This window comes from Luteimonas sp. A649 (assembly GCF_054072735.1).
In genome coordinates this window covers 1-24,676 of record NZ_JBSVRQ010000002.1, presented here as the reverse complement: position 1 = coordinate 24,676, position 24,676 = coordinate 1, and the positions used below count along the sequence as shown (strand labels likewise).

At 65.5% G+C, this 24,676-nt stretch carries 26 protein-coding genes; 17 read left to right on the top strand and 9 right to left on the bottom strand.

Features of this window, described 5'->3' with window-relative positions:
• Window positions 1-37: 37 nt before the first annotated feature.
• The 5 genes from ACW5E8_RS09615 (at window position 38) to ACW5E8_RS09595 (ending at window position 3,778) form a co-directional block, all read left to right on the top strand.
• On the top strand, window positions 38-1,243 hold the full coding sequence (locus tag ACW5E8_RS09615) for a tetratricopeptide repeat protein (RefSeq protein WP_456965316.1): 1,206 nt from the start codon (window positions 38-40) through the stop codon (window positions 1,241-1,243).
• A gap of 144 nt (window positions 1,244-1,387) precedes the next feature.
• Window positions 1,388-2,053, top strand: coding sequence for an energy transducer TonB (locus ACW5E8_RS09610; RefSeq protein ID WP_456965315.1), 666 nt, complete (start codon window positions 1,388-1,390; stop codon window positions 2,051-2,053).
• A gap of 96 nt (window positions 2,054-2,149) precedes the next feature.
• On the top strand, window positions 2,150-2,896 hold the full coding sequence (locus ACW5E8_RS09605; RefSeq protein ID WP_456965314.1) for a MotA/TolQ/ExbB proton channel family protein: 747 nt from the start codon (window positions 2,150-2,152) through the stop codon (window positions 2,894-2,896).
• Between the two features lie 27 nt (window positions 2,897-2,923).
• Window positions 2,924-3,349, top strand: a complete 426-nt coding sequence (locus ACW5E8_RS09600) for an ExbD/TolR family protein (RefSeq protein WP_456965313.1) — start codon at window positions 2,924-2,926, stop codon at window positions 3,347-3,349.
• Window positions 3,350-3,364: 15 nt separating this feature from the next.
• A complete protein-coding gene (locus ACW5E8_RS09595; protein WP_456965312.1) occupies window positions 3,365-3,778 on the top strand; it encodes an ExbD/TolR family protein in 414 nt (137 codons plus the stop codon).
• 523 nt (window positions 3,779-4,301) lie between these two features.
• On the opposite strand, the gene ACW5E8_RS09590 is transcribed toward ACW5E8_RS09595, so the two are convergent.
• The 3 genes from ACW5E8_RS09590 to cls all read right to left on the bottom strand — a co-directional run bounded on the left by ACW5E8_RS09590 (window position 4,302) and on the right by cls (window position 6,905).
• Window positions 4,302-5,042 carry a pyridoxine 5'-phosphate synthase gene (locus ACW5E8_RS09590; RefSeq protein ID WP_456965311.1) on the bottom strand — a complete coding sequence of 247 codons (741 nt, stop codon included), beginning with the start codon at window positions 5,040-5,042 and terminating at the stop codon, window positions 4,302-4,304.
• A gap of 32 nt (window positions 5,043-5,074) precedes the next feature.
• Window positions 5,075-5,344: a hypothetical protein gene (locus ACW5E8_RS09585; protein WP_456965310.1), complete on the bottom strand. Its 270-nt coding sequence runs from the start codon at window positions 5,342-5,344 to the stop codon at window positions 5,075-5,077.
• Between the two features lie 112 nt (window positions 5,345-5,456).
• Window positions 5,457-6,905 (bottom strand): cardiolipin synthase, encoded by a 1,449-nt coding sequence (cls, locus tag ACW5E8_RS09580; protein ID WP_456965725.1) that lies wholly within the window; start codon window positions 6,903-6,905, stop codon window positions 5,457-5,459.
• Between the two features lie 50 nt (window positions 6,906-6,955).
• Between cls and ACW5E8_RS09575 the strand changes: the two genes are divergently transcribed.
• From ACW5E8_RS09575 to ACW5E8_RS09565, 3 genes are all read left to right on the top strand, one after another.
• Window positions 6,956-8,092 carry a PA0069 family radical SAM protein gene (locus tag ACW5E8_RS09575; protein WP_456965309.1) on the top strand — a complete coding sequence of 379 codons (1,137 nt, stop codon included), beginning with the start codon at window positions 6,956-6,958 and terminating at the stop codon, window positions 8,090-8,092.
• A 117-nt stretch (window positions 8,093-8,209) separates the two neighbouring features.
• Entirely contained in the window at window positions 8,210-8,959 is a 750-nt protein-coding gene (locus ACW5E8_RS09570) for a sensor histidine kinase (protein ID WP_456965308.1), read from the top strand.
• Entirely contained in the window at window positions 8,956-9,393 is a 438-nt protein-coding gene (locus tag ACW5E8_RS09565) for a response regulator (protein ID WP_456965307.1), read from the top strand. Before ACW5E8_RS09570 ends, ACW5E8_RS09565 begins: the two co-directional genes overlap by 4 nt.
• Window positions 9,394-9,741: 348 nt before the next feature.
• On the opposite strand, the gene ACW5E8_RS09560 is transcribed toward ACW5E8_RS09565, so the two are convergent.
• The 4 genes from ACW5E8_RS09560 to phhA all read right to left on the bottom strand — a co-directional run bounded on the left by ACW5E8_RS09560 (window position 9,742) and on the right by phhA (window position 15,250).
• Window positions 9,742-10,452 carry a 2OG-Fe(II) oxygenase gene (locus ACW5E8_RS09560; RefSeq protein WP_456965306.1) on the bottom strand — a complete coding sequence of 237 codons (711 nt, stop codon included), beginning with the start codon at window positions 10,450-10,452 and terminating at the stop codon, window positions 9,742-9,744.
• A 306-nt stretch (window positions 10,453-10,758) separates the two neighbouring features.
• On the bottom strand, window positions 10,759-11,772 hold the full coding sequence (locus tag ACW5E8_RS09555; RefSeq protein WP_456965305.1) for a class 1 fructose-bisphosphatase: 1,014 nt from the start codon (window positions 11,770-11,772) through the stop codon (window positions 10,759-10,761).
• Between the two features lie 83 nt (window positions 11,773-11,855).
• Window positions 11,856-14,060 (bottom strand): TonB-dependent receptor family protein, encoded by a 2,205-nt coding sequence (locus ACW5E8_RS09550; protein ID WP_456965304.1) that lies wholly within the window; start codon window positions 14,058-14,060, stop codon window positions 11,856-11,858.
• A 287-nt stretch (window positions 14,061-14,347) separates the two neighbouring features.
• Window positions 14,348-15,250 carry a phenylalanine 4-monooxygenase gene (gene phhA, locus ACW5E8_RS09545; protein ID WP_456965303.1) on the bottom strand — a complete coding sequence of 301 codons (903 nt, stop codon included), beginning with the start codon at window positions 15,248-15,250 and terminating at the stop codon, window positions 14,348-14,350.
• 153 nt (window positions 15,251-15,403) lie between these two features.
• Between phhA and ACW5E8_RS09540 the strand changes: the two genes are divergently transcribed.
• Window positions 15,404-15,883: an Lrp/AsnC family transcriptional regulator gene (locus ACW5E8_RS09540; RefSeq protein ID WP_456965302.1), complete on the top strand. Its 480-nt coding sequence runs from the start codon at window positions 15,404-15,406 to the stop codon at window positions 15,881-15,883.
• 90 nt (window positions 15,884-15,973) lie between these two features.
• On the opposite strand, the gene ACW5E8_RS09535 is transcribed toward ACW5E8_RS09540, so the two are convergent.
• Window positions 15,974-17,008, bottom strand: a complete 1,035-nt coding sequence (locus ACW5E8_RS09535) for an integron integrase (protein ID WP_456965301.1) — start codon at window positions 17,006-17,008, stop codon at window positions 15,974-15,976.
• A gap of 243 nt (window positions 17,009-17,251) precedes the next feature.
• On the opposite strand from ACW5E8_RS09535, the gene ACW5E8_RS09530 reads away from it, so the two are divergent.
• From ACW5E8_RS09530 to ACW5E8_RS09520, 3 genes are all read left to right on the top strand, one after another.
• Window positions 17,252-17,539, top strand: a complete 288-nt coding sequence (locus tag ACW5E8_RS09530; RefSeq protein ID WP_132987220.1) for a hypothetical protein — start codon at window positions 17,252-17,254, stop codon at window positions 17,537-17,539.
• A gap of 546 nt (window positions 17,540-18,085) precedes the next feature.
• Entirely contained in the window at window positions 18,086-18,889 is an 804-nt protein-coding gene (locus ACW5E8_RS09525) for a hypothetical protein (RefSeq protein ID WP_456965300.1), read from the top strand.
• A gap of 69 nt (window positions 18,890-18,958) precedes the next feature.
• Window positions 18,959-19,507: a hypothetical protein gene (locus ACW5E8_RS09520; protein WP_456965299.1), complete on the top strand. Its 549-nt coding sequence runs from the start codon at window positions 18,959-18,961 to the stop codon at window positions 19,505-19,507.
• 94 nt (window positions 19,508-19,601) lie between these two features.
• On the opposite strand, the gene ACW5E8_RS09515 is transcribed toward ACW5E8_RS09520, so the two are convergent.
• Window positions 19,602-19,808, bottom strand: a complete 207-nt coding sequence (locus ACW5E8_RS09515) for a hypothetical protein (protein ID WP_456965298.1) — start codon at window positions 19,806-19,808, stop codon at window positions 19,602-19,604.
• 247 nt (window positions 19,809-20,055) lie between these two features.
• Between ACW5E8_RS09515 and ACW5E8_RS09510 the strand changes: the two genes are divergently transcribed.
• From ACW5E8_RS09510 to ACW5E8_RS09490, 5 genes are all read left to right on the top strand, one after another.
• Complete coding sequence (locus ACW5E8_RS09510) at window positions 20,056-20,427, top strand: hypothetical protein (RefSeq protein ID WP_456965297.1); 372 nt, start codon at window positions 20,056-20,058, stop codon at window positions 20,425-20,427.
• A gap of 911 nt (window positions 20,428-21,338) precedes the next feature.
• Window positions 21,339-21,668: a hypothetical protein gene (locus ACW5E8_RS09505; protein ID WP_456965296.1), complete on the top strand. Its 330-nt coding sequence runs from the start codon at window positions 21,339-21,341 to the stop codon at window positions 21,666-21,668.
• Between the two features lie 236 nt (window positions 21,669-21,904).
• Window positions 21,905-22,453 carry a hypothetical protein gene (locus ACW5E8_RS09500; protein WP_456965295.1) on the top strand — a complete coding sequence of 183 codons (549 nt, stop codon included), beginning with the start codon at window positions 21,905-21,907 and terminating at the stop codon, window positions 22,451-22,453.
• 809 nt (window positions 22,454-23,262) lie between these two features.
• Complete coding sequence (gene crcB / locus ACW5E8_RS09495) at window positions 23,263-23,646, top strand: fluoride efflux transporter CrcB (protein WP_456965294.1); 384 nt, start codon at window positions 23,263-23,265, stop codon at window positions 23,644-23,646.
• A 397-nt stretch (window positions 23,647-24,043) separates the two neighbouring features.
• On the top strand, window positions 24,044-24,553 hold the full coding sequence (locus ACW5E8_RS09490) for a tRNA-binding protein (protein WP_456965293.1): 510 nt from the start codon (window positions 24,044-24,046) through the stop codon (window positions 24,551-24,553).
• Window positions 24,554-24,676: the final 123 nt, after the last annotated feature.

Here is a 24,676-nt window from a genome sequence, read left to right as displayed (position 1 = left end):
ACAAGTCGACGCGTGCGTTGCATACCCCGAGGCCCACATGTCCGCACTCTCCAGCCATCGTCATCTCCTGGTTTCCGCAGTCATCGCCGCGCTTGCCATCGGCGGCATCGCCGACGCCCATGCGCAGACGGCAGCCGAACGCCTCGCCGAACGCCGTGCGGCCCGTGAAGGCAGCCGCGGTGGCGCCCAGGAAAAGGCCGAGGCCGAATACCCCGCCGCGACGCGCAAGGACCCGGGCCTGAGCGCGAGCTCGCGCCTGACGCCGAAGATCAACGCCGTCTCCGAAGCCCAGCAGGCAGGCGACGTCGCCGCTGCCGAGGCCGCCGGTGCCGATGTGCTGGGTGACGAGCGCGCCAACGCCTACGAGCGCGCGATCACCCTGCGCCTGATCGCCGACCTCCTGATCGACGAGGATCCGGTGCGCGCCAAGGACTACCTGCGCCAGTCCATCGAGCTCGACGGCCTCGGCAACAACGAGCACTTCAGCAGCATGTTCATGCTCTCGCAGCTGCAGCTCCGCGACGACCAGTACGCCGAGTCGCTCGCCACGCTCGACCGCCTGCTCGCCGAGACCAAGTCGGACAAGCAGGACCTCCAGGTCCTGCGCGGCAACATCCTCTATCGCATGGACCGCTTCGACGAGGCCGCGACCGTGCTCGAGCCGCTGGTACGCGGCAAGGCGGACGCCAGCCCGGAGGCGCGCCAGCTCCTGCTGGCCGTGTACTCCGAAGGAAACCGTGCCAGCGAAGCGGCCGCCCTGGCCGAGGAGATCGCCACGCAGACCCCGGGAGACAAGAGCGCCCAGCTCAACCTCGCCACCGTCTACCTGCAGGCAGACGACTACCCCAATGCGATCGCCGTCTACGAGCGCCTGCGCCAGTCCGGCGACCTGACCGAGGAGCGTGACTACCGCAACCTCTCGGCGCTGCTCCTGAACACCGACGGCGGTGAGCCCAAGGCGATCGAGGTGCTCAACGATGGCCTGCAGAAGGGCATCCTGCCGGGCGACTACAAGACCTACGCGCTGCTGGCCCAGGCCTACTACTTCAGCGACCAGCACGACAAGGCGATCGAGTTCTACCAGAAGGCGGCTCCGCTCGACGAGGATGGCAACACCTACCTCAACCTCGCCAAGGCGCTCAGCAACGAAGGCCGCGACGCCGAATCGAAGGCCGCGGCCCAGAAGGCACTGGACAAGGGCCTGACGAATCCCGAAGAGGCGCGCAAGCTGCTTGCGCGCTGACATCGTGCGCATCATTGAGGTGGACGGCGCGGTGGAATCGAGCGCCAAGATTGGTATAAGCTTGGGAATTCCCGCGCAGAACACGCGTGCGGGTCCAGACAACACTCGGGGCGCTCGCGGCCCGGCCAGAGACGAGTTCCCCGCATGACGCAGCACGCCACGACCCCCGACCGGAACAATGACCAGGACGAGGGCCTGAACTGGGCGCGTATCGCCGGCTTCACCATGGTGGTGGCGTTCCACGCCGCCGCCGTCCTGCTCCTGCTGGCCCCGGTCAACCCGCCCGGCGCGGCGCCGGAGGAGGAGCAGGTCACGCGCGTGGTGATCATCGAGCCCCCGCCGCCCCCGCCGCCGCCGCCGCCGCCGCCGCCCAAGCCGCCGGAGCCGCAGCCGATCCGCGAGCTGGTGCCGCCGCAGCCCACGCAGCTGCCGCCGCCGCCGGAAGAGCCGCCGGTGGTCTTCGACGAACCGTCGCCGATGGACACCCCGGCGCCGCCTCCGGCCCCGCCGGCTCCGCCGGCCCCGACGTCCAACATCGGCGCCAGCGTGGACCCGTCGTCCAAGAGCATGAACCCGCCGAAGTACCCGCCGGCGGCCCTGCGCTCGGGCATCACCGGCCAGGTGATCCTGATCGTCGAGGTCGATGCCAGCGGCAACGTGACCAATGTGTCGGTCGAGAAGTCCAGCCGCAACCGCGACCTCGACCGCGCAGCGATCGACGCCGCGCGCCGGTGGCGCTTCAATCCCGAGCAGCGCGACGGCGTCGCCGTGGCCGGCCGCGTCCGCGTCCCGGTGGACTTCGTCCTTTGACCGGCGGCGCGCCCCTGGCGCGCCACCGCATCACATGCAACACCGCTGTGCCCGCTTCACACTTTCCAACACCACAACATCTAGAAGGTAAGCGTCATGCTGCAGGAAACCACTAACGTCCCCGCCGCCGGCGGCGGCAATGCCGCTGCGCTCCAGCAGATGGGCTTCGCGGACATGGTCCAACACATGGATGCCGTCGGCTGGGTGGTGCTCATCACCCTCCTGATCATGTCGGCCATGTCGATCTACTGGATCATCTTCAACGCCATCAAGCACATGCGCCTGCGCGGAAGCGCCGACCGCGTGATCACCACGTTCTGGGAAACCCAGAATGCGCAGGACGCGATCCGCGCGATGGAAGAAGAGTCCAGGAGCGAGCCCTTCTCGAAGGTCGCCCTTGATGCCGCCCAGGCGGCCGCGCACCACCAGCGCCACGAAGGTTCGCGCCTGGTCGAGTCGCTCAACCGCTCCGAGTTCGTCGACCGCGCGCTGCGCCAGGGCGTGACCCGCGAGTCGCTGAAGCTCGAGGCCGGCCTGACCGTGCTCGCCACCGTCGGTTCGACCGCGCCGTTCGTCGGCCTGCTCGGTACCGTGTGGGGCATCTACCGCGCCCTGATCCGCATCGGCGCCAGCGGCCAGGCCGACATCGGCGCGGTGGCTGGTCCGGTCGGCGAGGCGCTGATCATGACCGCGATCGGTCTTGGCGTCGCGATCCCGGCGGTGCTCGGCTACAACTTCTTCGTCCGCCTCAACCGCGGCCTGAACTACAAGCTCGACACCTTCGCCCACGACCTGCACGACTTCTTCGCCACCGGTTCGCGCGTCGGCGAGCAGAAGCGCTGATCGCGCAAGGCCTTACGGAGAACCGACATGGCTTACACATCAAGCGGTAGCGGCCATGACAAGGTCAACGCCACGATCAACATCGTGCCGCTGGTCGACGTGATGCTGGTGCTGCTGATCATCTTCATGGTCACGGCACCGCTGATGGCCCACAAGGTCAAGGTCGAGCTTCCGCAGGCCAACCTGGACGAGCGTCCCGAGACCGCGCCGGCAGCGATGCCGATCACGGTCGCGGTGACCGACAATGGCGAGGTGTTCCTCAACGACCAGCCGGTCACGCTCCAGCTCCTGGAGAGTTCGCTGGCGGTCGAGGCACAGAAGACACCGCAGCCGGCGGTCAACGTCCGCGCCGACAAGACCACGAAGTACGGGATGGTGAAGGAAGTCGTCGACCTCGCGCAGAAATCTGGCATGCGCAAGGTGGGCTTCGTCGCCACCCGTGAGAGCAACTGACCCGGAGTTAGCAGCATGGCTTTTTCTTCCAACGCCGGCGAAGGCCCGATGGCCGACATCAACATCATTCCGCTTTGCGACGTGATGCTGGTGCTGCTCATCATCTTCATGGTCACCGCGCCGCAGCTGTCGTATCCGATCGACATCGACCTGCCGCAGCGGTCCGTCAATCGTCCGGACAACCCGGTCGAGCCGCCGGAGCCGATCAAGCTCCGGATCGACGGCGGCGGCCAGGTCTTCTGGAACGACAGTCCGGTGCCGGTCACGGCGCTGCGCAGCATGATGGAGAGCGAGGTCCAGCGTGACCCCGCGAACCAGCCGACGCTGCAGCTCGACGTGAACGAAAGCGCGGACTACGGCGTGCTGACCAAGGTCCTCGCCGAAGCCAAGAACGCGCAGATGATGAAGATCGGTTTCGTCAAGAACTGAGTACCGCACGATCCGCCCGGCGTCGCCTGCAGCGCGCCGGACCGGACATCACGCTTGCTTTCTTGCGCCGCCCCCAAAGGGCGGCGTTTTTTTGTGTGTGGGAAAAGCGGAAAGCTTCTTTGGCCCCGGATTTGCGCGGATAAGAGCGCATCAAGCGGAGAGCAAAGAGCAGAAAGTTGAAGGTAGAAGCAGAAAGCAGAGAGCAGAGAGCAGAGAGCAGACGACGATGGTAGAAGGCGAGGAGCAGGGAGCCGGGGGGCCGGAAGCGAGAAGCTACGGCGGAGTAGAAATGGATCGGTGGGTAAGGGCTAAGAGATAAGAGCGAAGAGCCTTTTTGGCCACGGATTTGCGCGGATGACGCGGATCTTGTCGCGGCAACCTGCCGGATCTTCGGGATGACGGAACGTCACCGGCCCCGCGGAAGCTGGCTCTCTTTTACGCCTTTGCCCTATCCGCTTGATCCGCTCTTATCCGCGCAAATCCGTGGCCAAGAAAGCTCTTCCCGCCGTTCGACGCGCCCGGACTACATCAGCGCGAGGTAGCGGGAGACGGTGATGGCCAGGCCTTCGTAGAGGGCTTCGCTGATGAGGGCGTGGCCGATCGAGACTTCTTCGATGCCGGTGACCGCGGCGAGGAAATCACGGAGGTTGTCCTGGCTGAGGTCGTGGCCGGCATTCACCCCGAGGCCTACGGCCTGCGCGCGGCGTGCGGTGTCGGCACATGCGGCAAGCGCCGCGGCGGCGTTGCCGGTCGCGTGTGCGTCGGCGAAGGGGCCGGTGTAGATCTCGATGCGGTCGGCACCGGTGGTGGCGGCAGCTTCGACGGCGCTGCCGGCGTCGGCGAACAGGCTGACGCGGCAGCCCAGCGCCTTGAGTTCGGCCACCAGGGGCGCAAGGCGGGTGCCGTCGCGGGCGAAGTCGAAGCCGTGGTCGGAGGTGATCTGGCCGTCGTCGTCTGGCACCAGGGTGGCCTGCGCCGGACGTGCCTCGCGGCACAGGGCGATGAAGCCCGGATAGCCCGGGCGTGGCGGGGCGAAGGGATTGCCCTCGAGATTCAGCTCGATGCCGCGCTCGACGGCGAGCGCCGCCAGCGCCATCACGTCGTCCGCGCGTGCGTGGCGGGCGTCGGGGCGCGGGTGCAGGGTGAGGCCGTGGGCGCCGGCATCCAGGCAGGTGCGCGCGGCGCGCAGCACGTCGGGCTCGGCGCCGCCGCGCGAATTGCGCAGCACCGCGATCTTGTTGAGGTTGACGCTGAGGCGGGTCATGGCCGGCAGGATACGCTGCCGTCCACCGCGGTTCAGGACTGCGGCGTCTCGGCACCTGCGTTCGCGGCGCCGCCGGCGCGGCGGGCGTCAGCCTGGTCGCGCAGCCGCTTGAGCTCCACGGGGTCGAGCATCATGGAATCGTCCCGCGCCTGGTTGCCCACGCGCTGCGCCAGCAGGCCAAGCACCCAGGCCACGGTGGCGGCCAGCGCAACCAACAGGCAGACGACGGCCAGTGCCATCGAAGAGGAATTCAGCGCCACCGCGAACGCGGCCACGGCCAGCAGCAGGAACAACCAGGGCATCGCACGCCTCCGCGGGAACCGGGAATCGAAGTCTAGCCCGGGGCAGCGCCCGCCTGCGCATCCGCCCGGCGGCGGCAGCGTGCCGCCGGTCGCAGTTCCGCGGGCTGCAACGCTACAGGAGCGGGGACATCAGCCGTGCCAGTGCCTCGGGCAGGCGCGCACGCAGCAGCCCGCGGTGGCGCCCCTGCTGCACGCGCGGTGCATGCGCGAACTCGCCCTCGATGAGCGCCGCGAGCTCCGCGGCAAGGCCCGGATCGTCGAACAGCACCGAGACCTCGAAGTTGAGCCGGAAGCTGCGGTGGTCGAAGTTGGCGCTGCCGATCAGCACCAGTGCGTCGTCGACCAGCAGCGACTTGCTGTGCAGCATCCGCGGGCCGTATTCGTGGATCTTCACCCCGGCCACCAGCAGCGGGCCGAAATAGGAGCGGGCGGCGAGGGTGACGAGCTTCGAGTCGCTCTCGCGCGGCACCAGCAGGCGCACGTCGAGGCCCGCGAGCGCCGCCGAGCTCAGCGCCATCAGCGCGGCCTCGCCGGGCACGAAGTAGGGCGTGGTCATCCACACGCGGGTCTTGGCCGCCTGGATCGCGGAGACGTGCATGCGGTGGATCGCCTCCCAGGGCGAGTCCGGCCCCGACACCAGAACCTGCGTGCGCACGGGGCCAGGCGCGGCCTCGCGTGGCGTGTCGGTGGCGACGCTGGAGAGGAAGTCGCGGTCGCCGGTGGCATAGGCCCAGTCCTCGCAGAACACCAGCTGCAGGGTGCGCACGACTTCGCCTTCCAGGCGCAGGTGCAGATCGCGGTAGGCGGCGTCGCCCAGGCGTTCGTCCTGCGCGTCGGTGACGTTCATGCCGCCGGTGTAGGCGACGCGGCCGTCGATCACCACGATCTTGCGGTGCGTGCGCAGGTTCGCCCACGGTCGGCGCCAGACGTGCCCCAGGCGCATCGGATGGAACCACGCCACTTCGCCGCCGGCGTCGAGCAGGGGCTGGAAGAAGCGTCGCGAACGCGCCGAGCCGATCGCGTCCACCAGCAGCCGCACGTGGACGCCGGCGCGGGCACGCTCGGCCAGGGCGTCGCGCAGCGCGGTGCCGGTGCGGTCGGGCTCGTAGATGTAGTACTCCAGGTGCACGTGCTTCGACGCCTTGGCGATGTCGGCCAGCAGCGCCTGGTACTTGGCGGCGCCGTCGACCAGCAGACGCACATTGCGCGCGCTCGAGGGCGCCAGGCCGGTGGTCGCCTGGCCCAGGCGCGCGAGCTCGGCGGCATCGGCGTGGGCGGCATCGGCGAAGAAGTCCTCGGGTGGCAGCGTCTCGCGGCTGCGCGCCCGGCGCAGGCGCTGGCGCTTGATCCGCTGCGGCCCCAGCACGTGGTAGATGAAGAAGCCCAGGTAGGGCAGCAGCGCCAGGCCCAGCAGCCAGCTCAGCGTAGCGACCGGCTCGCGCTTCTGCAGGATGATCCAGCCGCCCAGCAGCAGCAGGTAGGCGGCCCAGGCCGCAAGCAGCCAGGTCCCCAAGCGGGGGATCGACAGCAGGCCTTGCCAGGCGTGGTGCAATGCGTCCAGAGCGTTCCCCCGTCGCAGAAGCTGCGACACCGTGGCCGTAGGCTAGCCCGATGCGCGACGACGGCAAAGCGAGGCTTGCGACCCAGGGTCCCTTGAAGGGGCGCGGGGCGGGCTCGCGGGTGGCCGGACGCTTCGACCAGCGCAGTGCCAGCCGCGAAGACGACGGCTGGGGCTCGGGCCACGATTTCAACGACGCCAGCGGCGAAGCGCTCGAGCCCGGACCCGATACGGTGGTGACCACCGAACGCGCGCGCAGCATCATCAGCCGCAACCAGTCGCCGGACATCGGCTTCAGCCAGTCGGTCAATCCCTACCGCGGCTGCGAGCACGGCTGTGTGTACTGCTTCGCCCGCCCCAGCCATGCCTACCTGGACCTGTCGCCGGGCCTGGACTTCGAAACCCGGCTGTTCGCCAAGACCAATGCCGCGGAGCTGCTGCGCGCCGAGCTTGCCCGGCCGCGCTACCGGTGTTCGCCAATTGCCCTGGGCGTTAACACCGACGCCTACCAGCCGCTCGAGCGGCGCCAGCGCATCACCCGCGAGCTGCTCGGAGTGCTCGCCGAAACGCGCCACCCCGTGCACCTGATCACCAAGAACGCGCTGGTGCTGCGCGACCTCGACCTGCTCGCGCCGATGGCCCGCCAGAACCTCGTACAGGTCTCGCTGTCGGTGACCACGCTCGACAACCGCCTCGCCGCACGGATGGAACCGCGGGCATCGGCGCCGCATGCGCGGCTGAAGGCGATCGCCGGCCTGCATGCCGCCGGCGTGCCGGCGAGCGTGATGGTGGCGCCGGTGATTCCGGCCATCACCGACGGCGAGCTCGAGGCCATTCTCCTGGCCGCGCGCGAGGCGGGCGCCAGTGCGGCCTCCTACGTGCTGCTGCGCCTGCCGCATGAGCTCAAGGAGATCTGGCGCGAGTGGCTGGACCAGCACTACCCCGAGCGCGCCGCGCACGTGATGAGCCTGGTCGCGCAGATGCGCGGCGGCCGCGACTATGACAGTGCCTTCGGCTCGCGCATGAAGGGCGAGGGGCCATTCGCGCAGCTGCTCGCGGCGCGCTTCGCACGTGTGCATCGACAGCTGGGATTCATGCCGCAGCCGGCCCTGGACTGCAGCCGGTTCGTGCCGCCCCGCGCTGACGCGGCTTCGCCGCAGGGCAGCCTGTTCCATCCCCCGATGCCCTAACGCCGCCGCTACGCCGTCGTGGTGTACGGTCTCGCGATGAAAGAGGATCTGAGCCGCGGACTGCCCCCCCCGGGAGGGGTCGCGGCGGAACTACACCGTGCAGCACGCCGCGCCGGGATGCCGGCCGTCGATGTGGGCGTCCGGCTCCAGGAATGCGAAGCCGAGCTCGCCCGCGTGCTGCAGGACCAGACCCTCGTGTCCTACGGCATCGCCCACGACCTGCGTGCGCCGCTGCGCGCGATCGAGGGCTTCGCGACCATGCTCGACGCCCATGCCGGCGAAGCGCTCGATGCCACGGGTCGCGATTACCTGGCGCGGATCCGTGCCGCCGCCACGCGCATGGCCGGGCTGATCGATGGCCTGCAGGCCCTGTCACGCGCCTCGCACGACCACCTCGAGATCGCCGATCTCGACGCCAGCTTGCTGGCCGACTGGGCGCTGGTGGAGCTGTGCGACGCCGAGCCCGGCCGCAAGGTGGAGGCCACGGTGCAGCCGGACATCCGCGTGCGCGCCGACGAGCGCCAGCTCAAGCAGCTGTTCGACCACCTGTTGCACAACGCCTGGAAGTTTTCCGCCGGCCGCGACGCCGTGCGGATCGCGGTCGACGCCGAGCGCGATGGCGACATCGTCCGCATCCACGTGCGCGACCAGGGCAGCGGCTTCGACCCGCGCCACGCCGAGCGCGCCTTCGAACCCTTCCAGCGCGTGCACGGTCCCGACGAGGGCGGTGGCCACGGCCTGGGCCTGGCGATCGCCCAGCGCATCGCGGCGCGCCTGGGCGGGCGCATCGGCGTGGACACGGTGGCCGGCGAGGGCAGCGTGTTCCACGTCGAACTGCCGGCGACGGAGGACGGAACGCCCTCATGAGCAACCGCCCGATCCTGCTGGTCGAGGACAACCCCGACGACGTCGAGCTCACCCGCATCGCCTTCGCCCAGGCCAAGATCGCCAACCCGCTGCACGTGGTGGGCAACGGTGCCGAAGCGCTGGACTACCTGTTCGGCCGCGGCGACTACGCCGATCGCCCACGCCACGAGCAGCCGTCGCTGGTGCTGCTCGATCTCAACATGCCCCGCATGGACGGCCGCGAAGTGCTGCAGGCGATCCGCGCCGCCGCAAGCACGCGCAGCCTGCCGGTGGTGGTGATGACCACCAGCACCGAACCCTTCGACGTCGAGGCCTGCTACTCGCTGGGCGCCAACAGCTATATCCGCAAGCCGGTGGATTTCAGCCAGTTCATGTGGGCGGTGAAGCAGGTCGGGATGTACTGGCTGATGTTGAACCACCCGCGCGAAGGCTGAGCTCCGGGAGGGGCCAATGTGGGAGCGGCTATAGCCGCGATCGGAAAAGCCGCAGCCACCGATCCACGCCGATGACGGGCAGATTCAAGCGGATTTAGAGCAAAGGGACGAAAAAGCGAAGAGCTTTTTTGGCCACGGATTTGCGCAGGCAAGAGCGGATCTGGCTGTGGCCAGCGCCGGCGGAACGCGCTGCAGGATTTTCTTCAGATGGGCTCTTTGCCAACTGTCGGGCTGGGCTCCGCTCGCCACGTTTGCCTTGGCTTGATCCGCGTTTATCCGCGTAATCCGTGGCAAAGGCTTTTAAAGCCTTTCGCGGCTGTAGCCGCTCCCACAAAAAAAAAACAGGCGTCAGGTGGCGGGGAACAGGGTTTCGGCGCGGTGGAACAGGATCCAGCTGGTGGCGATGAACTTGTCGCCGCCTTCGGGGCGGTTGCCGCGGTGGGTGTGGGTGAAGGCGGTCGGGGCGATCAGCAGGTCGCCCACGCGCGGCTTGATCTTGCGCTGCTGGAACATGAACTCGGTTTCGCCGGCCTCGAAGCCGTCGTTGAGGTAGACCGTCCACAGCAGGTGGCGGTGCAGTGTCTCGGCCTGCGGGTCGCGCGGGTAGAGCTCGCAGTGCCAGTAGGGATAGCCGCCCTGGCCCGCGGCGTACCACTGCAGGTTGACGCTGCCGGGGCGCAGGCAGGCCATGGCCAGCTGGCCGAGCGCGCGGTCGTCCATGGCGCTGATGTCGTCGGCGCGCAGGCGGCGCAGCGCGCCATCGGCACCCGGCTGCTGCAGCATGAGCGGTGCGATCAGCACCTGCGGCCAGCGCCGGATGTAGGCGAGCAGGCCCCGGTACACGGCCACGTTCAGTGCCTGCTCGACGTCGGCCCAGTCGGCGCGGCCGGACAGGGCGATGTCGCGGCTGTTCTTCAGCTCGGGGAACACGCCGCTGCCCACGCGGCCGGGCTGCAGCGCATCGCTCGCGCGCATGCGCTCGACAATGGCGGCGCAGGTCGCGGCGTCAAGCGCGCCCGGCGTGACTTCGATGAAATCTGCGGTGGCGCTTTGGGTCATCGTGGGAGGCTCTGCTGGCAGTGGGGGTTGAAGAGCGGCTTTTGCCACGGATTGACGCGGATCAACGCGGATCTGGCTGAGGCGAGTGTTGGGGCGTGCGCTGTAGGGGTTCTTTTCTCAAATGGGCTTCTGGCCAAACTGTCGGGGTGGGCTCTGGACTGCAGGCTGGCCTCGGCTCGATCCGCGTTTATCCGCGTCAATCCGTGGCAAAAAAGCTCTTGGGCTTCTGCTTCCTCTGCGTTGATACGCGGGAAATCTTTCGCGGCTGTAGCCGCTCCCACAGCCAGTCGACCAGGCAGTCGGCGGTCAGTGGGCGTCGTGGTCGCGGTGGTAGCGGGTGGCGGCTTCGACTTCGGACTTCGAGCCGAGGAAGACGGGGACGCGCTGGTGCAGCTGCGTGGGCGCGATGTCCATGATGCGGTCGCGGCCGTTGGTGGCGGCGCCGCCGGCCTGCTCGACCAGGAAGGACATCGGGTTGGCCTCGTACATCAGGCGCAGCTTGCCGGGCTTGGACGGATCCTTGCGGTCCCAGGGATAGATGAAGATGCCGCCGCGGGTCAGGATGCGGTGCACGTCGGCCACCATCGAGGCGACCCAGCGCATGTTGAAGTCCTTGCCGCGCGGGCCTTCCTTGCCGGCCAGCAGGTCGCGCACGTAGTCCTGCATCGGCGCCTCCCAGTGGCGCTGGTTGGACATGTTGATCGCGAATTCCTTCGTCTCTTCCGGAATGCGGATCGCCTCGCGCGTCAGCACGAACATGCCCTGCTCGCGGTCGAGGGTGAAGGCGTGGGTGCCGTGGCCGAAGGTCAGCACCAGCGTGGTCTGTGGGCCGTAGACGCAGTAGCCGGCGGCGACCTGGGCGCTGCCCGGCTGCAGGAAGTCCTCGTCGCAGGCCGCGTTCGTGCCCTCGGGGCAGCGCAGCACCGAGAAGATGGTGCCCACGGACACGTTGACGTCGATGTTGCTGGAGCCGTCCAGGGGATCGAACAGCAACAGGTAGTTGCCGCGCGGGTAGGCGTCGGGGATCGGGAAGCAGTGCTCCATCTCTTCCGAGGCGCAGGCCGCGAGGTGCCCGCCCCAGGCATTGGCCTCGAGCAGGATCTCGTTGCTGAGCACGTCGAGCTTCTTCTGCGCCTCGCCCTGCACGTTGCCGGTGCCGGCATCGCCCAGCACGCCGCCAAGCGCGCCCTTGCCGACCGCGATCGAGATGCTGGTGCAGGCGCGCGCGACCACTGCGATCAGCTGGCGCAGGTCGGCGTTGATGCGGCCGGCGCGCTGCTCCTCGATCAGGTGGCGGGTGAGGGAGACGTGGCTGGACATCGCGGACCTGTGAGGGTGGGAGACGCCGTCATTGTCGCCCAAGGGGCGGGGCGATGCAGGGGCCTGCTCGACTACACCGCGCGTCAGCGGCGGTCGAACTGCCACTCCAGGCCGAGCAGCCAGCCGCGTCCGGCGCCGGGCTCGTAGAAGCGCCCGTTGCCCTCGTTCACGATCACCGAGCCGACGTGCTCGCGGTCGAGCAGGTTGTCGATGCGCGCGAACACGCGCACGGGGCCGGCCGAGGTGGCCCAGCGCCGCGACGCCTCGACGTGCAGCAGGCCGTAGCCGGGCGCCGAGCCGGTGCCGGCATCGTTGACCATCACATCGCCCATGGCTTCGGCCTCGAACGCCGCGCTCCAGGAGCCGCCGTGCCACTGCAGGCGGGCGAAGGCGTGGCGTTCGGGCACGCCGGGGATGCGGCCGGCGATGTTGGTGCCGCCGTCGGCCGCCGTACCGCCTCGGAACTCCGCCTCCAGCTGCGTGGCCGCCAGCTGCAGGTCCCAGGCCTCGCCCAGCGGCTGCAGCCACGACAGCTCCACGCCCTGGCGGCGCGCGCTGCCGGCGTTGCGGTAGCTGCTGCGCCCGGCGACGTTGGTCGCGACCGCGATCTCGTCGTCGGTGTCGGCGCGGAACAGGGCTGCCTCGAGCAGGCCGCCGGTGGGCGTGCGCCACTTCAGGCCGAGCTCGTGGTTGTCGCTGACCGCCGGACGCAGGCCGAAGGCGAGGCCGGCGCCGCCGTCGGCGCGGTAGGAGAGTTCGTTGAAGGTCGGGGTTTCGAAACCGCGGCCGACCGAGGCGTACAGCCGCAGGTGCTCCGACGGCGCGAAGGTGACGCCGGCCACCGGCGAGGTTTTCGAGTACTCCACGCGGCCGCTGTCGTCGGGATTGCCCGCGCTGACGTAGCGGTCGTTCGAGGTGAACGTGACCTCGCTGTGGCGCGCGCCGAGCAGCAGCGACCAGCGCGGCGCGACCTGCCACCAGGCCTGCGCATAGAGGTCCTCGGTCTCGACTTCGTTGCGTTCGTCGCGGCGCAGCGCACCGCGCACGCCGAGCGCGTCGCCGACGAAGTTCTCGAAGCCCCGGCGCCGCTGACGCTGGCGTTCGCCGTTGGCGCCCGCGGTCAGCTCCAGCGGACGCGATGCCAGGCTGCCGCTCCACGACCAGCGTGCATCGAAGCCCGCATAGCGGTTGTCGAGATCGATCACGCCGCCCGAATGCAGCGGATTGGCCTGCGGCGCGGGCGGAATCGGCAGCACCTGCATCACCTCGCGGTCGCCGCCCCATGCCGACAGCCGCAGCGCGTGTGCATCGCCCAGCCCGTGCTCATAGACCGCGCCGGCCTGCGACTGGCGCACGCTCTTGCGGGTGTCATAGATGTAGGCGTTGGCGACGGCCTGGCGCGGGTCCTCGCGCATCTGCGCCGCCGTGAGGCCGAGCGGATCACGCGCCTCGGGAATATCGACGTGGTTGAGCACCAGGCTCAGCTTGCGGCGATCACCCAGGTCGAACCCGAGCTTGAGGTTGGCGACGTCCCGCCGCGCGGCGGAATGGTCGCGCCAGCCGTCGGTGTCCAGGCGCGAGAACGCGAAGTTGTAGCCGACGATGTCGTTGCCGCCGAGCAGCCGCGCAGCACCCGTCCAGGTGCCGTCGCTGCCGACCGTGGCCCGCAGCCGCCAGGGATCACCGGCCTGGCCATCGGCGCTGTGGATCGAAACCACGCCGCCCGACGAATTGCCGTGCAGCGCAGAGAACGGACCGCGAAGGACTTCCACGCGATCCGCGCCCGCGATGCTGAAGTGCGAGAGCTGGCCCTGCCCGTCGGGCATCGACGCGGGAATGCCGTCTGCATACAGGCGCAGGCCACGCACGCCGAAGGTCGCGCGCGCACCGAAGCCGCGAATCGAGAGCTGCGTGTCCTGTGCGAGGTTCTGGCGATCGCGCGCCAGCAGCCCGGGAATGCCGCGAAGCACTTCGGAGACATCGGCGTCGGCGTTGGCGCGCTCACCCGAGAGGTCGATGGTGGCGGTGGATGCGGGCGTTTCAAAAGCCGGGACGGTGCGCAGCCGGGTGGCTTCGACGATGACTGGATCGAGGGTGGTGGCTGCAACGGCGGCGGTGGTCGGCGTGGCGGCTGAAGGCGCCGTCGCGGGCGCGCTGCTGGCAGTGTCGACGACTGCGGCGGCGGGCGTTGGATTGCTCTGAACGGATGGCGCCGCATGTGCGGCAGCCGGGACGGCGAAGGCCAGGACGAGCGCCCGGGCGAGGAGGGAACGCGGGGGAATTGTCATCCCGGTATTGTCGCCCGCGTGGCGTGCTGCAAGTGTGTGTAGGGCGGCTTTGGGGCGGAACACTGTGGAGCGGATGCGCTGTCGCGATGTCGTGCCGTTTGCGCACACGACGGCAGTGAATGCGGGAATCTGGCCTGCGGGAGTACGCGAAGCGGTAAGCCGGAAGCGGAAGACAGGGAGCGGGCTACGGACTGCGATAGCGATGGCGATCGCGCTGAGATCGCGACGCGAGGCCGCTGCCGGTGCCGCGCTGCAGCGGCACCCTGGGGCGCGCGTCGCGATGCTGCTCAGACGTCGCCGTCGGTGGACCAGCCTTCGCCCGTGCCGCGATGGTGCACGACGTCCGACTCCAGCACCGTGCCGGCGGGCACCGAATCGTGCTCCGCCAGGCGCGCGTAGATCGGAGTGAAGTCGGGATCGGTCGCCGCCATCAGCTGGTCGAAGCTGTCGATGACGAAGTAGGTCTTCTGGTAGGTGTCGATGCGGTAGCGCGTGCGCATGATGCGCTCGAGGTCGAAGCCGATGCGGTTGGGCGCCGCCGACTCCAGCGCATGCACCGATTCGCCGCTGGAGGACACGATCCCGCTGCCGTAGATCCGCAGCCCGTCGGCCTCCCGGATCAGCCCGAATTCCACCGTGTACCAGTACAGGCGCGTCAGGTTCTGCAGCGCATCGGCACCGATCGCGTGCGCCTTCACCCCGCCGCGCCCGTAGGCCGCCATGTAGTCGGCGAACACCGGGTTCATCAGCAGCGGCACGTGGCCGAACAGGTCGTGGAAAAGGTCTGGCTCCTCGATGTAGTCGATCTGGTCCGGACGCCGGATCCACCACGTCACCGGGAAGCGCCGGTTGGCCAGATGCTCGAAGAAATCCAGCTCCGGCAGCAGGCCCTCGACCCCGATCAGGCGCCAGCCCGTGGCGGGCTCCAGCACGCGGTTGAGGTCGTCGTACCGGGGGATGCGATCGAGCGTCATGCCCATCGCGTCCTGAGCCTCCAGGAAGGCGCTGCTGGCGCGTCCGACCAGCAGCGTGCGCTGGCGCTCGAAGAGCGTGGCCCAGGTGGCGTGGTCCTCGCTGGTGTAACCGGCCCAGTTCTGGTCGACCACGCCCGTGGCGTAGACCGGCACCTTGCCCTTGTCGGTGTGCAGGTTCTCGACCCGGCGGGGCTGGATGGGGGCTTGGGCGGACATCGGCGGCTCCGGCTTGGATGAAGTGCAGCTTCGTGCGTATGGAAGCGGTGAACCATCGACTCTAGCGCGGGCGCGGCGCAATATGGTTGCGCTTGTTGCGCCATATGGCCGTGTGCGAGCAATAATCTTGCGACACCATTGGAGTCATGCTGCATGCCTGCAAACGAGAGCCTGGACCGCATCGACATCCAGCTGCTGGCCGAACTCCAGCGCCACGGCCGCCTGAGCAACGCCGAACTCGCCGAGCGCGTGCACCTCTCGCCCTCGGCCTGCCTGCGACGCGTGCAGCGCCTGGAGCGCAGCGGCGTGATCGCCGGCTACCGCGTCGAAGTGGATCCCGAACGCCTGGGCCTGGGCCTGACCGCCTTCGTCCGCATCCGCCTCAACCACCACGACGCCGCTGCCGTCGCAGACTTCGCGCGCGGCGTGAACGAATGGGATGAAGTCGTCACCTGCCACGCACTGACCGGCGACATGGACTACCTGCTGCAGGTGGTGGTGACCGACCTCGAACACTTCTCCCGCTTCCTGTTGGACCGCGTACTGGCCCGGCCCGGCGTGGGCGACGTGAACTCGAGCTTCGTGCTGCGGACGGTCAAGGCGATGCGCGGCTTGCCGCTGCCTGCGGCATGAGGCGGGCCATGCGTGGGCCTGCCGCCGCCCGCCGCGTAAAGCGCCACCGCGCCCGGCGGCGAAGCCCGGAGCAGGGCGTCCGGGGCCGGTCTACTCCCGGTCGAGTGGACTGAGCACCCCGCCGGCCCCGCGGCCAAGCACATGGGTGTAGATCTGCGTCGTGGCCACGTCCTTGTGTCCCAGCAACTCCTGCACCGTGCGGATGTCGTGGCCCGACTCCAGCAGGTGCGTCGCGAAGGAATGACGCAGCGTGTGGCAGGTGGCCGGCTTGTCGATGCCCGCCGCCACCCGCGCCGCCTTGACCGCGCGCTGCAGCACCGCCTCGTCGACGTGATGCCGCCGCCGCGTTCCGCTGCGCGGATCCACCGACAGCTGCCGCGCCGGGAATACCCACTGCCATCCAAACTCGCGCGCCGCCGTCGGATACTTGCGCGACAGCGCGTGCGGCAGCCACACCTCCCCAAAGCCGAGCTGCATGTCGCGCGCGTGCAGCACGCGCGCCCGCTCGACCTGCGCCTTCAGCGCCGCTTCCACCGTGCGCGGCAGCGGCACCCGCCGATCCTTTCCGCCCTTGCCATTGCGCACGATGATTTCCCGGCGCCCGAAGTCCACGTCCTTGGTCCGCAGCCGCACCGATTCCATCAAGCGCATGCCCGCGCCGTAGAGCAGGGAGGCCATCAAGCCGACCTGACCATCCATCTGCGACAGCAACGCCCGCACCTCCACATGCGTGAGCACGACCGGCAGCCGCTTCGGCCGCTTCGCCCGCGTGACCGACCCGACCCACGGCAGCTCGAGGCCGAGCACCTCCTTGTAGAGGAACAGCAAGGCCGACAGCGCCTGGTTCTGCGTGCTTGCCGCGACGTTGTCCTGCACCGCGAGCGACGAGAGGAAGGCCTCAACCTCCGCAAGCCCCAGGTCCCGCGGATGGCGACGCCCGTTGGCGAGGATGAAGCGCCGCGCCCAGCCGACGTACGCGCGTTCGGTGCGAATGCTGTAGTGCTTTGTCCGACAGCGAATGCGGACCTGGTCGAGCAGGCGGGGTGGTTGGGGAGAGGCGTCACCCCCACTCTCGACGCCTTCGGGCTGCGCGTTTACCACCTCATTCTTGACCCGGTATGGCATACCGCCTCGTCCATGAGGTATTTGTCGGAAGCATTACCGCTGCGCAGCAATGTGCGAAGGCCGTAAGGACGTGATTTCAGGTGGGATTCTTCCGATGCGGGCGTCGGAAGTCGGGGATAAGGGAACCTGCTACATTCCGTTTTTGAGATCTACTTAGTGTTAGGCGCTCACATGACTCTGTCTCTAGCCATAGTTCTTATCGCACTATCTGGCCCTGTAAGCGGCGCAGACATTGCGGAGCGAGTGCAGCCAGATCTCGACACGTTCGTGTTCTGCGTACTCGACAAGTCGGTTGAGCAACTTCAATCGGCCAGCGAGTCTGCGGCAGTTGCCGAGCTGGCCGCAGAGAGATGCTCGGCTGAGTTGGAGGCTCTGGAAGAGGTGGTTGCGGCGCAGTACCGTGAAGTGAACATGGGCGTTTGGCCGGCTGGCTTGGCCGAGCAGACAGCTCGAGAGAATCGCGACGAGTACCGAAGACTCGCCGTCGAGGCTGCGATAAGGATCGTCGACGAGCGGCGTGGCTCTCCATAGCGCGCCTAACAATTCATTCAAGCCGACGCCGCTTCGCGGCGCGGCTTAGTTCAAGTGTTAGGCCGCTATGGCAACTCTCATGCCCGTCGTGATTTATGCGTTTGGCTTCGTGGGCTTAGCTGCCATAACACTCATCCCGCTGAGAGCTTGGCTGTTGCTCCGGCCAAGTGCCATTCGGCCACTGTGGCTTTCCTCCTCCGCAGCAAAGGCGCTGTGCCTGTCTCTGGGTGTGCTGTTCGCGTTCGCTCTTGGCATAGAGTTCAAGCTTGTGGCTCGCTTGTTCCACTGCCTCACGGAGGCGTACTGTGGGCCAAGCCGGGCGGGCGGTTGGCTCACACTTGCAGCTCTCGGTGTTGTGTACTTGGCCGTTGAGGTGTTGTTGTTCGTTTGGTCAGCGGTCGCACGCCGTACAACTCGGTGCGCGGCCTAACAATGCGTTCAAGCCGAACCCGCTTCGTTACGCGGCCCAAGTGGCAGGTAAAGCTTGCCACTTGGGCCACTCCACTGCGCGGGTCGGCTTAACTTAGGCGTTAGCTGCCCAAACATATGCGCATTCTCACTTTCCTGACGCTTCTATCCCTCGTCGTCAGCACCGCGTGTCGAGCGGCAGACTCGTACGTACAGCCGGAGCGGGTGCTTTTCGTCGGTAACAGTCTTACGTACGTAGGGAACGTTCCCGCGATTTACTCCGCGCTTGCGGTGGCGAATGGGCGTCCTGCCATTAGCGACATGATCGTGCAAGGTGGAGCAACGCTTACTCAGCGGGTCTCCGACGGGACAGTGGCGCGTGCGCTCGCAGGGGGAGAGTACACAGCACTTGTTCTTCAAGAGCGTGGCGGAGACCTGATCTGTTCCTTCGGCCCAGAATCCTGCGCTGATTCGCGGGCAGCAATTCAAACCTTGGCACATCTCGCTAACCAGAAGGGCGTATCCGTTGTTCTTCTGGGAACCTACCAGCCCAACCCGGTAGCGTCTCAGGACTTGGTAGAGAAGGAGGCCGCGGCCGCTAAGGAGGCGGGCATCTTGTATGTTGAGGTTTCGGAGAAGCTGCGGAAGTTGCGTAGCGTGGCACCTGAGCTGACATGGTTTGCCAGTGATGGCATGCATCCTGGGAGAGATCTGGCGTTACTCAACGCAGTACTTGTTCATCAGGCGCTGCACGACTCACTCCCAAGAGCAGATCTGCTTATAGTTGCGGCTCCCGTCTACGGGACGACAAGCGGCCTAACGGAAGATTTAAGGAGAGCGGACGACCCGCCGCCGCTGCTAGATACGCCATCTGAGGTCCAGTACACGTCCGATACACTTGAGAAGCTACTCAACATTATCAGCAGTACGGGTAGCAGCTAACAATTCATTCAAGCCGACACCGCTTCGCGGCGCGGCTTAATTCAGGCGTTAGGTGGCAAGGGGAGATAAATGAGCGTCTTACTTGAATACCAATCACATCAGGCGGTCACTCCTGAAGTGTCTGCACAGATCGCAACTGAGCAGCGGCAACTGCTGAAAGAACGCTGCTACTGGTCGGAACCGCTTTACATCCAACAGGAACAGACTGCCAAGCTTGTCGGCGGCAACTCGTTATTCAATAGCGGCGGCTACGAGACACAATCCGGAGAATGGATGGAAGTCTCACAAAACGAAGACTATTTGATGGCTTGGTCAGACACGGATTTTATCGTTCACAAGCTTGCGGCATGGTCTAAAGCTCACGGAATGGACTGGAGCATTTATTCCGCAGGAGACCACGTAGGCGACGTAGTTCGCGGCGAACCGAGCAAGAACCTTCAGGAATTTCTTGAAGGGCTGCTAGAAATGTCAACGTTTTCGCCAGGAATGGTTCCGGAGATTGACCATAAGTTTAAGAACAGATGCGAGCCACTCCAACCCGCTACATCGGCCAATGTCACTGCAAATGCTGCGGCAAATCAACCCAAAACAGAAAGGCCGTGGTGGCGGTTTTGGTAATCGCATTGCCACCTAACAATTCATTCAAGCCGACGCCGCTTCGCGGCGCGGCTTAATTCTGGTGTTAGCCCGCACACGCGCATCATGGCGAGCTTCAGTTCAGCGGAATCTGCACTATGGCCAAGTACCTGATCTCTTTCCCCAGCGCCGCGATGGTCGTGACGACGAGTGGGAGGCGGTAGTTCGCGACTCTCATGCCGTGATTGAAGAGGCGAAGGCCGCAGGTGTCTACGTCTTCGGCGGCGGTATCGACGAAGGCGTGCCCCCCATGCTCGTTTCGGCTACAGGTGCGATTGCCCAAGGCGGCTATCCTTGGGCACCCGCACTCAATGGGGGCTTCACCGTGTTAGAACTGCCCTCACAAGACGAGGCTATCGCGTGGGCCGCGCGCATCGCTAAGGCCTGTCGTTGTGACCAGGAGTTGCGAGTCTTCGGGTACGACCCGCAGTCCTGAGAGAGGCGCAGGCATGGTGCAGAATGTGCGGCCTAACAATTCATTCAAGCCGACGCCGCTTCGCGGCGCGGCTTAATTCAGGCGTTAGGCGGCTATGGAAGGACTTCTCTACTTCGCAGCAACTCTCGCCGTGGCTTTGGGCGCGGCCCATTCGTTCCTCGGGGAGCGGTACATCCTCACCCGCCTGTTTCGCCGCAGTGACCTGCCAAAGCTATTCGGCAGCTCGGAGTTCACGATCCGAACGTTGCGCTTTGCCTGGCACATCACCACGGTCGCGTGGTTCGGCTTTGCTGCGCTCCTAGTGCATGCGGGTCGCGGCGACCTCACGGTGTCCGGCATGCTTCAGATCCTCGGGCTAACCTTTGTTGCGTCCGGGGTCTTGCCTCTGCTTTTCACCAGGGGCAAGCACTTGTCGTGGCTGGTACTGTTCGTCATCGGCGGCATTGCACTCTGGTGCGCCGCCTAACAGTTCATTCAAGCCGACGCCGCTTCACGGCGCGGCTTAATTCAGGCGTTAGGCCGCTCAGGAGAATGTCTGGTGCGCCCGGTGATTCTTCTGTCGACGATCTGCTTGTTGGTAGCTTGCGCTAGAGCTCCCCAAGCTGTGAGGCCCCAGATGGAGCAGTGTGACCTCTCGCGCATCCTGGCAAGAACGGATGTCGATTCGTACACACTGTGCCTAGCTAGCGCATTGGCGAAGCGCTGCTCTGCGTCGGATCAGTGCTTCATTCAATGCGAGAGCAATGGTGGTCTCCCGCTCGTAGGCGGTGGGTGCTCTCACGTGTGCAACAACCGGGCGATGACCGACGAGAGACTCGCTCGGGAAGGGCCCAGCTACACTGATGAAGCGGCCGCCTGCAGTAGTAGGTGAGCGGCCTAACAATTCATTCAAGCCGACGCCGCTTCGCGGCGCGGCTTAATTCAGGTGTTAGCTGCCATGAGAGTTATCGCGCTCAGTCTTACAGTACTTCTACTTGCCATAGCCTGCCGCACCGTGCCATCTGAAAGCGCGGTGGAGCTTCATGTGACGCTTGATGGATTACAGAGTCAGTCTGGACAGATTCGCTGTCTGGCCAAGCTGCCTTGGTTACTGGATCGAATCGATAAGTCACGACCGATTCTGGTTTCGGCTTTGACAATCGCGGACACATCCGAGGCTCTAAAGGTCGTATCTGCTCTCGATGTGCTTGGGTATACCTCCGTGGAACTCATCTCTGGAGTAAAAGGATGGGCGTTGTACCCTCCAGGGGTGCCTGGTGATGAACTTCTTGCGTGTAACAGCCAGCCTTCGCAGGATGGCAGCTAACAATTCATTCAAGCCGACGCCGCTTCACGGCGCGGCTTAATTCAGGCGTTAGGCCGCACTGGGAGAGTTCGTTGCATCTTTCGGTTTTTCAAGATTGCGAAAGATCGTTCCTGCCGGAGCTGGCGAGCGCAGGCGTCGAGTATCGCACTGAGCCAGGGATGCCGGAGTATCCGAAAGCAAAGGGCTTGACCCTTAGGCCGGTAGAAGGAACCGACGCGGAATGGTCGCGTGTAATTGGTGCAATCTCTATCTGGGTACATGGTGGCGAGAATCGCTACGTCCATGCTGCCCTACGAGATCGTCAGATGACTGATCTGTCTCACCTCCCCGCTGCCACAATTCAAGACATGTCGGACCAGATTGTTTACGCAGCCTTGCTGGACATGACCAAATTCAAGTGAGCGTTTCCATAGTGCTGTCTGCGGGCTACTTCAAGCTACTGTAGTGTTCCAACTGGAGTTGGGACGCTGCTGCTGGCGCAAGTGTCGGGCAGCAGCGGCCTAACAAGTCGTTCAAGCCGACGCCGCTTCGGGGCGCAAACCACATGGCAGGTACAGCTTGCCATGTGCTTCACGCCCCTACGCAGCGCGGCTTAACTCTGGCGTTAGACCTTGATGCATGCTCTTGGAGTCACTGAGTGAAACAGCCCTTGCGCTTTCGCGATGAGCAGCAACTTGCTAACGACATGCTTCTGCAGAGCTCAGCCATTGCCACTCCGCTCCTGGCTCAATTTTCGGCCTGGCTCATGCTTGGCCTAGGCGCGTCATTCACCTTGTTTCTCACCAACATCGATTCTGTAGCAAAGTACGTGTGGCCCTATAGCATCCGCTGGGCGCTGGTTTGGTTCGTCGCTTCCTTGCTTTTAGGCTTGCTCGCCCGCTTGCTCTCGGTAAGTGTAATGTCCGGTCTAAACTCAAATGCAGTCCTAGCCAAGCGGTTAGAGAACGCATTTAGCACCTCCAGGCGCTTCTCCCTCCCAGCATTCATCCACTTCCTTTTTAGCGGGTTCTTGCTGCCTTACAAATGCGTCGCTAATCGCGCACTTAACGCTGCAAAGGAAGGCGACTTGATGGTTAGTGCGAAACTCACGGCCAAGACATCGCAAGCTCAAGCTCTTCTGGTGCTACTACAGATTCTGTGTGCGGTGACCTCAATTCTGGTGCTGGCAACCGGGGTCAAGGTCTAACAATTCATTCAAGCCGACACCGCTTCGCGGCGCGGCTTAATTCAGGCGTTAGGCATAGCTATGGCCACACCGCGCAATCTGGCTGGAAAACTAGCTTTAGCGGCAATGACTATCTTTTTCGTCTACGTTGCGTTGGTCGTTGACGGTCAAGAGTCGACTACTGGAGGGCTAGTTGAGACGCTAGGCATTGGCGGAGCGTTGCTCATGTACGCCGCGATCCTTCTGACCTTCGCCAATATGGCTGTTGCCGCCTACCGAGCGCACCTTGCTGGTAGTTGGCTCTGGCTCCTCGGTGTCGTGTTCTTTTGGCCGTTGGGGTACTTGTACACACTCGTCGTCAATCGTGGAGACTGACGCCATGAGGTACGCAATGCCTAACAAGTCGTTCAAGCCGATGCCGCTTCGCGGCACGGCTTAACTCAGGTGTTAGGCCTTGTTTCCCGCACTTTCGGAGCAGGGCATCCGGTCGCTTGTTGCACGCCGCTCATCCATCACGGTTGGCACCTCGCACGCGCGAGGAGTGGCATCGGCAATCATCCGTGGCGGACCTCGGCTCCGGACAGGCGCAGCTTCGGCACAAGTACGATCATCCCGAGTCGGCCTCGTTCTAGTTGGCGGCGCGGGTCCTTGGCCGCGCGAGCTGTCGGCCTCGGCTCCGCTCTTGCAGGCACGGCCACGGCTCGGCAAGGTGTTGTAGTGTTCGGCTCAGGGGTTGGGCCAGGTGCCAGGCATCGGCGGCCTAACGAGTCATTCAAGCCGATGCCGCTTCGCGGCACGGCTTAATTCTGGTGTTAGGCCTCACTAACCATATGCAAAGCATCCTGCTAGTCGGTCTCGGTGGCTTTCTCGGCTCAATCGCTCGGTACAAGCTAGGCGGTCTCATCTTGCACATGACTACGCAGGACCGCTTTCCGCTCGGCACCTTCACGGTCAACGTTCTGGGCTGCCTGGTCGTGGGAGTTCTTGCTGGCGCAGCGGAACGCTACGACATGTTTGGTTCGGACGCACGGCTGTTCCTGTTCACGGGACTCTTGGGCGGATTTACCACCTTCTCAGCCTTTGGCCTGGAGACTGTGCACCTGCTCCGCCGCGGTGACCTGGGTGCTGCCGGGATGTACGCTGGCGGGAGCGTGGTTCTTGGCATCGCGGCAGTCTGGCTGGGCCTCAAGCTCGTCTCAATGTTCCCGCGGTGAGGCCTAACAATGCGTTCAAGCCGAAACCGCTTCGTTACGCAAACCACATGGCAGGTAAAGCTTGCCATGTGCTTCGCTCCACTACGCAGTTCGGCTTAACTTAGTCGTTAGGCCTTGTTTCCCGCACTGTTGTTGCCGGGTTCCAGGCAATCTGTAGCGCCTCGCTTATCCGCAGCGTTTGCACCTCGCACGCGCGGTGCAGGCATCGGCAGTCAGCCCTGCAGCAGCTCGGCTTCGGACAGGCGCGACTCTCCGCAAGATTTGACCGGCCGAGTCGGCTTCGGACAGGGCGCAGTGAGAGTTCTTGGCCGCGCGAGTCGAGTGTTCTGGCTTTGGCCCCGGCAAATGCCAGCCTCAGGCCACTCGGCCAGACTTGTTGTACTGTTCGGCTCAGGGGTTGGGCTGTCGCAAGGTCGGGCGCAAGCTCGGCGTGCGGCGGCCTAACAAGTCGTTCAAGCCGAAGCCGCTTCGTTACGCAAAACACATGGCAGGTAAAGCTTGCCATGTGTTTCGCTCCACTACGCGTCTCGGCTTAACTCTGGTGTTAGCCGCTGTGAGAGAGAGCTGCGTGGAAACCATTAGCTTCGACGATTTCCTGAAAGTTGAGCTGCGCGTTGGCCGGGTCGTCAGCGCGTCGGTGTTCGCGGAAGCGCGAAATCCCGCCTATGTCTTGCACGTGGACTTCGGCGAGAAGCTTGGCGTCAAGAAGTCCAGCGCACAGATCACGGCGCTCTACCGACCTGAGGAGCTTGTCGGCAAGCTGGTGGTAGCCGTCGTCAACTTCCCTCGCAAGCAGGTAGGCCCTTTAATGTCCGAGTGTCTGGTGACCGGGTTCCATAATGAGCAGGGGGAGGTCGCGCTCTGCGTGCCCGATCAGGCAGTTCCACTTGGTACGAGGCTGCTGTAGTGGCGGCTAACAAGTCATTCAAGCCGATGCCGCTTCGCGGCACGGCTTAATTCTGGCGTTAGGCGCATGAAGACTCTACTGGCAATTCTGTTAACGCTCACGGCAACGCCCGTTGCTGCCACG